This is a genomic window from Paraclostridium benzoelyticum (genome assembly GCF_001006285.1).
Classification (GTDB): domain Bacteria; phylum Bacillota; class Clostridia; order Peptostreptococcales; family Peptostreptococcaceae; genus Paraclostridium; species Paraclostridium benzoelyticum.
This window is the reverse complement of sequence record NZ_LBBT01000357.1, coordinates 21,716-28,364: the sequence shown is the minus strand read 5'-3', so window position 1 is coordinate 28,364 and position 6,649 is coordinate 21,716. Positions and strand designations below refer to the sequence as shown.

7 protein-coding genes are annotated in these 6,649 nt (G+C 29.6%); all 7 read right to left on the bottom strand.

What is annotated here, in order from left to right:
- Positions 1-86 precede the first annotated feature (86 nt).
- Complete coding sequence (locus VN21_RS17190; protein WP_046824343.1) at positions 87-329, bottom strand: small, acid-soluble spore protein, alpha/beta type; 243 nt, start codon at positions 327-329, stop codon at positions 87-89.
- 141 nt (positions 330-470) lie between these two features.
- The gene (fsa, locus tag VN21_RS17185; RefSeq protein ID WP_046824342.1) at positions 471-1,115 is read right to left on the bottom strand and encodes a fructose-6-phosphate aldolase; all 645 of its coding nucleotides are present in this window, start codon (positions 1,113-1,115) and stop codon (positions 471-473) included.
- A 21-nt stretch (positions 1,116-1,136) separates the two neighbouring features.
- A complete protein-coding gene (locus VN21_RS17180) occupies positions 1,137-2,420 on the bottom strand; it encodes a NupC/NupG family nucleoside CNT transporter (RefSeq protein WP_046824341.1) in 1,284 nt (427 codons plus the stop codon).
- Between the two features lie 129 nt (positions 2,421-2,549).
- The gene (locus tag VN21_RS17175; protein WP_021433056.1) at positions 2,550-3,371 is read right to left on the bottom strand and encodes a purine-nucleoside phosphorylase; all 822 of its coding nucleotides are present in this window, start codon (positions 3,369-3,371) and stop codon (positions 2,550-2,552) included.
- Between the two features lie 63 nt (positions 3,372-3,434).
- Positions 3,435-4,100 (bottom strand): deoxyribose-phosphate aldolase, encoded by a 666-nt coding sequence (gene deoC / locus VN21_RS17170; protein ID WP_046824340.1) that lies wholly within the window; start codon positions 4,098-4,100, stop codon positions 3,435-3,437.
- 39 nt (positions 4,101-4,139) lie between these two features.
- A complete protein-coding gene (locus VN21_RS17165; protein WP_046824339.1) occupies positions 4,140-5,444 on the bottom strand; it encodes a pyrimidine-nucleoside phosphorylase in 1,305 nt (434 codons plus the stop codon).
- Positions 5,445-5,456: 12 nt separating this feature from the next.
- A complete protein-coding gene (locus VN21_RS17160; RefSeq protein ID WP_046824338.1) occupies positions 5,457-6,521 on the bottom strand; it encodes a BMP family ABC transporter substrate-binding protein in 1,065 nt (354 codons plus the stop codon).
- Positions 6,522-6,649: the final 128 nt, after the last annotated feature.

The following is a 6,649-nucleotide window of genomic DNA, read 5'->3' as shown; positions in this document are numbered from 1 at the left end:
AAAGTATATAAAAAAATTTAGTAAACGTAATTTTATTAAATACAAAAATGCAATAGTTTTAACCTATTGCATTTTTATTAACTATCTTACTTGTCTTTATTCATTTTCATAAGAATTTCTTCACCTTTAGAAACTAATGATTTGGTCATAGCTCCTCCAACTTGTTCTCCAGCAAGAACATTTTTAGATATTCCTTCTATAGTATTTTGAGGTGCATTACTTTCAACTTTCCCACTTAGTATATTATAGTTATATCCAAGTTCATTAGCGATTTCCATTTTAAACATATTTAAAGCTTGTTTTGCATTGTTGTTTATTGTTTTACTCATTAAAACACATCCTTTCATTTATTTTGCTTATATACTAGGATGTACTTAATTTTAAATATAATTCAATGGATTATATTTAAAATTAAATCTAAAAAAGACTCCTATATAGGAGTCTTTTAACATTGTAAACAAAATTTCATATTATTTTCCTTGTTTTTCATAGTCACTTAAAAACTTAGCTATGCCTATATCTGTTAAAGGATGTTTAGCCATTTGTTCTAAAACTTTAAATGGTATAGTTGCTATATCAGATCCTGCCATAGCACATTCTGATACGTGTATTGGATTTCTTATACTTGCAGAAATTATTTCTGTTTGCATATTATGGACTCCAAATATGTTTGCTATTTCACTTATAAGTTCTACGCCTATAGCCCCTATATCATCTAATCTTCCTACAAATGGACTTACATAAGTTGCCCCTGCTTTAGCTGCAAGTAATGCTTGTTGTGATGAGAATATTAATGTAACATTTGTTTTTATTCCTTTTTCAGTTAATATCTTAACTGCCTTTAATCCTTCTATACACATAGGTATTTTAATAACTATATTTTTATGTAGTTTAATTAATTCCATAGCTTCTTCAACCATTTTATCACACTCTAAACTTATTACTTCTGCACTTATAGGTCCATCCACTATACTACATATTTCATTTATAACTTCTTGAAGATCTCTACCTTCTTTAGCTATAAGAGATGGATTTGTTGTTACTCCATCTATTATTCCCCAAGTATTGGCTTCCTTTATTTCATTTATATTAGCTGTATCTATAAATATTTTCATTTTTATGTCTCCTTTTTATTTTTATAAAGCTACTATTGCTCCTACTATTAATGCACTTAAAACACTTACACAGAATCCACCTATCATACCTCTAAATGCTAATTCTGCTAGTTGTCCTCTTTTTTCAGGACAGAATACTGATATACCTGATATACAAATTCCCATACTAGATATATTTGCAAAACCTGTTAAAGATATCGCCATCATTAATCCAGTTCTATAATCAAGAGTGTTTAACATTTGTCCTAATTCTCCAAAAGCAACAAATTCATTTAAAGCTAATTTACTTCCTAATAATTGTCCTGCTGTTAATATGCTTTCTTTTGGTATTCCCATAAAAAATCCGATAGGTGCAAATACATAAGATAATATACCTTCTAATGATAGTCCTACTATTGAAAGTCCTCCATTAACTAGTGCAACTAAAGCTATTATAGCTATTAATGATGCTCCAATTCCAAGTGCCATATGCATTCCATCAGTAGCACCTTGAGATATAGCTTCCATTATATTACTATTATTTCCTTTGTTATCTATAGTTACCTCATCACTATTTATTGTAGTTGTAGCATACTCTACAACAGCAACAGTGTCTGTTCCATTTCCATTCTCTATTGTTTCACTACTTACAGTTTCAACTTCATATACTTTTTCTGGAAGTATTATTTTAGATATTATTATACTTCCTAAAGGAACTAGAGCTCCTCCTATTAATAAGTATTGCATCGGAATTCCAAGACCTGCATATCCACCAAGAACAGTAGCTGACATACTCCCCATTCCTGATATTAGAACTAACATTATCTCACTTTCAGTCATACCAGATAAATATTTACTTACAAGTATAGGTGACTCTGTTTGCCCTAAAAACATATTTGCAACTGCTACGAAGCTTTCCACTTTACTTGTTCCTAGTACTTTTTCTATTGCTCCTCCTATAAGCTTAACAACAAAGCCTATAAGTCCTATATAATAAAGTGCTGCTACAAGTGCAGATATAAATATTATATTACCTAAAACTTGAATACCAAATATCATTCCTGTTGGTGCTCCTGCATCTGCTAAAGGTCCAAACACAAATCCAAGACCTTGTGCTCCATAACTTAATACTCTTGTTACAAAATCTGATATTTTTTCTATTGCCATTCTTCCTAAAGGAAACTTTAATAGTAGAAATGCTAAAACTATTTGAATCCCTAAAGCTTTTAATATCATCTTTTTATTTACATCTTTTTTATGTGGAGATACTAAATATAAACCTCCTAATAAAAGAGCTATCCCTATTATATTTAACACTATTGCCATTTTTCTCGCCCTCGTTTTTCTATATGATAAGTTTTTTGATTGGTGTGATTTTAATCAGATACTATTTATATTTTTAAATTTCAATAGTATCTGATTAGATTTATATGTTAGGTTTTAATTTGACGTTAATTATATTTCATGAACTATACTTTTTACTAGACTTAAGAATTGTTCTTTTACTCTTTGTGTAGTTTCTATTACTTCCTCATGATTTAAAGGTTGGTCAAGTATTCCTGCTGCCATGTTAGTTATACAAGATACTCCTATAACATTTAATTTACTATGAGATGCAACTATTACTTCTGGTACTGTTGACATTCCAACTGCATCAGCTCCTAATATTTGAGCCATTCTTACTTCAGCAGGTGTTTCATATGTTGGTCCAGTGAAGAATGCATACACGCCTTCTTTTATATCAATATTTAATTTTTTTGCGCATTCTCTAGCTAATTCAACATATTTTGGAGTATATGCAGTCGACATATCTGGGAACCTTACGCCTAGTCTATCATCATTTTTACCTATTAAAGGATTGTTTCCTCCTAGATTTAAATGATCTTTTATTATCATTAAATCTCCAGGATTAAAGTCTTTATTAGCTCCTCCTGCAGCATTTGTTACAAATACCGTTTCAACTCCAAGAGCTTTCATAACCCTTACAGGGAATGTTGTTTCTTGCATTTTATATCCTTCATAAAAATGGAATCTACCTTGCATAGCTACAACATCTTTTCCTTCTAATTTACCTATTACAAGTTGCCCTTTATGTCCTTCAACTGTTGAAACAGGAAAGTTTGGTATTTCATCATAACTAATTATTACAGGATTTTCTATTTCATCTCCTAAAACACCTAACCCTGATCCTAGTATAAGACCTATAGTTGGATTTGAATTTATTTTAGATTTTATATAATTTGCACTTTCTGTTATTTTTTCATATAAGTTGTTCATTATATATACCTCACTTTTCTATTTATGTTTGATTTTTAAAACGTTTTCTTATTATGTAAATTTTTAATACCCTGTTACTTCTTCATTATTTATTATTTTTATTATAGAACTTGTTCCAAGCCTTTTAGCTCCATTGTCTATAAATCTTTGGGCAGTTTCTAAATCTTTTATTCCTCCTGCAGCTTTTATTAATACATCATTACCTATATTTTCTCTAAATAAAACTATATCTTCTAATGTAGCTCCTCCTGTACTAAATCCTGTTGAAGTTTTTATAAAATCAGCTTTAGCTTCAGTTACGCACTTACACATTTGTATTTTTTCCTCTTCACTTAAAAGGCATGTTTCGATAATTACTTTTAATACTTTATCTTTACAAGCTTCTTTTATAGATTTTATTTCATTTGTAATTTCTTCAAATTTTTTATCTTTTAACATCCCTAAGTTGATTACCATATCAATCTCATCTGCTCCGTTATTTATAGCATCCTTTGTTTCAAAAACCTTTACAGCTGTAGTATTATATCCATTTGGGAATCCAATTACTGTACAAACTTTCATATTATCCCCTACAAATTCTTTTGCTTGCTTTACAAATGATGGTGGAATACAAACAGATGCCACGTCATATTTCATTGCATCTTCACAAATTATTTTAATATCCTCCCAAGTAGCTGTCTGCTTTAATAAAGTATGATCTACCGTACTTAAAATCATTTTTTTATCCATGGTTACTCTCCTTATGTCTATTGTTTTTATTGAATTTAATTATTCTATTATTTCATGTATTATAAAGCTTTTTACTGGTTTTTCATTTCTTATATCATAAGCCTCTTGTAATTGTTCTTCAGCTTTTTCAAACTTATCTTCATCACTTGAGTATAAAGTTGCTAAAACATCTCCTACTTTTACATAGTCACCCATTTTCTTTTTAAGTATTATTCCTGCTCCGTAGTCTAATTCATCATCTTTAGTGTGTCTTCCTGCACCTGTAAGTAATGATGCTATTCCTACTTTTTCTGCATTTAAATCGTATATATATCCTTCTTTAGTTGCCTTTACTTGATGTACTAATGGTGATATTTCAAATAATTGAGGATTCTCTATAACTTTTTGATCTCCACCTTGAAGAGTTGCTAGTTCTTTTAATTTGTTAAGCGCTGAACCATCTTTTAATACTGTTTCAAGTTTTTCTCTTCCTTTTTTAACGTCTGGTTCTATATCTCCTATTTTTAGCATTTGAGCCCCTAATTGTAAGCATAATTCTCTTAAATCTTCAGGTCCTTCGCCTTTTAAAACTTCTATAACTTCTTTTAGTTCAAGTGCATTTCCTATTGCATATCCTAGAGGTTCTCCATTTAATGTTATAGCTGCTGATGTTTTTCTACCTAAACTATTTCCTATGTTTACCATAGCAGTAGCAAGTTCTTTTGCATCTTCTGCAGTTTTCATAAATGCTCCCTCACCATACTTAACATCTAATAATATAGCATCAGACCCTGAAGCAATTTTTTTACTCATTATACTTGCAGCTATTAAAGGTATACTATCAACAGTTGCAGTTACATCTCTTAATGCATATATTTTTTTATCTGCTGGAACTAAGTTTTGAGTTTGCCCAGCTATAACTAATCCGGCATTTTTAACCATGTCTTTAAATTTATCTTCATCAACTGATATGTTAAATCCAGGTATAGATTCTAATTTATCTAATGTTCCACCTGTATGTCCTAGTCCTCTACCTGATAGTTTTGCAACCTTCCCTCCAGCTGCACATACCATAGGAACTAAAATTAAAGATGTTTTGTCTCCAACTCCCCCAGTACTATGCTTATCTAATTTAATTCCATCTATCATACTTAAATCTACTACATCCCCTGAGTTAACCATAGCCATAGTAAGGTTTGCTGTTTCTTCTTTAGTAAATCCATTTAAATATATTGCCATCAATAATGCTGATGCTTGATAATCTGGTATTTCACCATTAGTATATTTTTCTATGAAAAACTCTATTTCTTCTTTAGATAATTCCTTTTTATCTCTTTTTTTAGATATGATATCGTATACTCTCATTTTAATATCCCCTTATCTATTAATTTTATAGTTGTTTAACTTAATCCAGGAATTCAATTGTTCAGAGCTCTTAGGTATTATTATGTTTTTATTTATTATGTCATTTTTAATTAATTCTACATTTTTAATAGTGTTTTTTTTAATTTCAACGCTTGATCCTTCTCTTGTATAATCAATTACATTTTCTCCAAGACCAATCGTGTGTACGCCTGAACTCCATGAATTATTTTTAATATTTTTTACTTCTTGGTATATAATGTCATTTGCATATCTTGTAGCAGTTGATACTATATGTTCAGGAGCAAAAGAATTTTGATTTCCATCTACTCCAAATGCATACTTATTAACTTGCTTTGCTGCTAAAAAAACTCCTATTCCAGATTTTCCTGCTAATTGTTGAATATAAACAGCTCCTTTATTATACATAGAAAGTGCAATTTCTTTTGCTTTTGCAGGGTCTGAAAAATCTCCTACTACAGCTTTCATAACATTTACATCAGGATTTACATATTTAACTCCAGCTTCAAATCCAATGGCACCTTCATTTAAATACTCTAAATCTTTTCCTAGTATAATTCCAACTGACTTATTTTCACTATCAGATAACTCAAGTCCTGCAATAACTCCATTTAAAAATGTTTGTTGTTCCCATTTCGTGCTTATAGAACTAACGTTCGATAGCTCTAATTTAGAATCAATTATAGTAAATTTTTGATTTGGAAATTCTTTCGAAACCTTTTCAACAGCACTTTCTTGCTCTCCTCCAACAGAAATAATTAAATCGTAGTCTTTTAGACTAGCATACTCTCTAGCAAATTTTTCATAATCATTCTTGCTTTTTGATTGAGTGTAATCAAACTCGATCCCTAATTCTTCTTGAGCTCTTAATATTCCATCATAGCATAAATCATTAAAAGCCTTATCTCCTAAACCAGCTTCATTAAAGATAATTGCTATCTTTGTATTTTCATTACTTTTAACCTCTGATTTAGTTTCTTTGCTTTCTTGTTTATAAGCAATTATCATAATTAATAGTAAACCAGTTAATATAACAAGTTTTTTATAGTTTAATTTCATTTATTAATTATTCCCTTCTGCTTTAATAATATTATATTAAATAAAACGTTTTCACTCTATAAACCCTATTGATATAAAGTTTTAATTTTTTGATATGTTTGTATATCTATGTCTAAATATATTGACAT

Excerpts from the sequence above, each read along its gene's own strand:
- VN21_RS17180 (WP_046824341.1), bottom strand. The coding sequence starts at position 2,420 with ATGGCAATAGTGTTAAATATAATAGGGATAGCTCTTTTATTAGGAGGT.
- VN21_RS17175 (WP_021433056.1), bottom strand. The coding sequence starts at position 3,371 with ATGAACAACTTATATGAAAAAATAACAGAAAGTGCAAATTATATAAAA.
- VN21_RS17190 (WP_046824343.1), bottom strand. The coding sequence starts at position 329 with ATGAGTAAAACAATAAACAACAATGCAAAACAAGCTTTAAATATGTTT.
- VN21_RS17160 (WP_046824338.1), bottom strand. The coding sequence starts at position 6,521 with ATGAAATTAAACTATAAAAAACTTGTTATATTAACTGGTTTACTATTA.
- VN21_RS17165 (WP_046824339.1), bottom strand. The coding sequence starts at position 5,444 with ATGAGAGTATACGATATCATATCTAAAAAAAGAGATAAAAAGGAATTA.
- deoC (WP_046824340.1), bottom strand. The coding sequence starts at position 4,100 with ATGGATAAAAAAATGATTTTAAGTACGGTAGATCATACTTTATTAAAG.
- fsa (WP_046824342.1), bottom strand. The coding sequence starts at position 1,115 with ATGAAAATATTTATAGATACAGCTAATATAAATGAAATAAAGGAAGCC.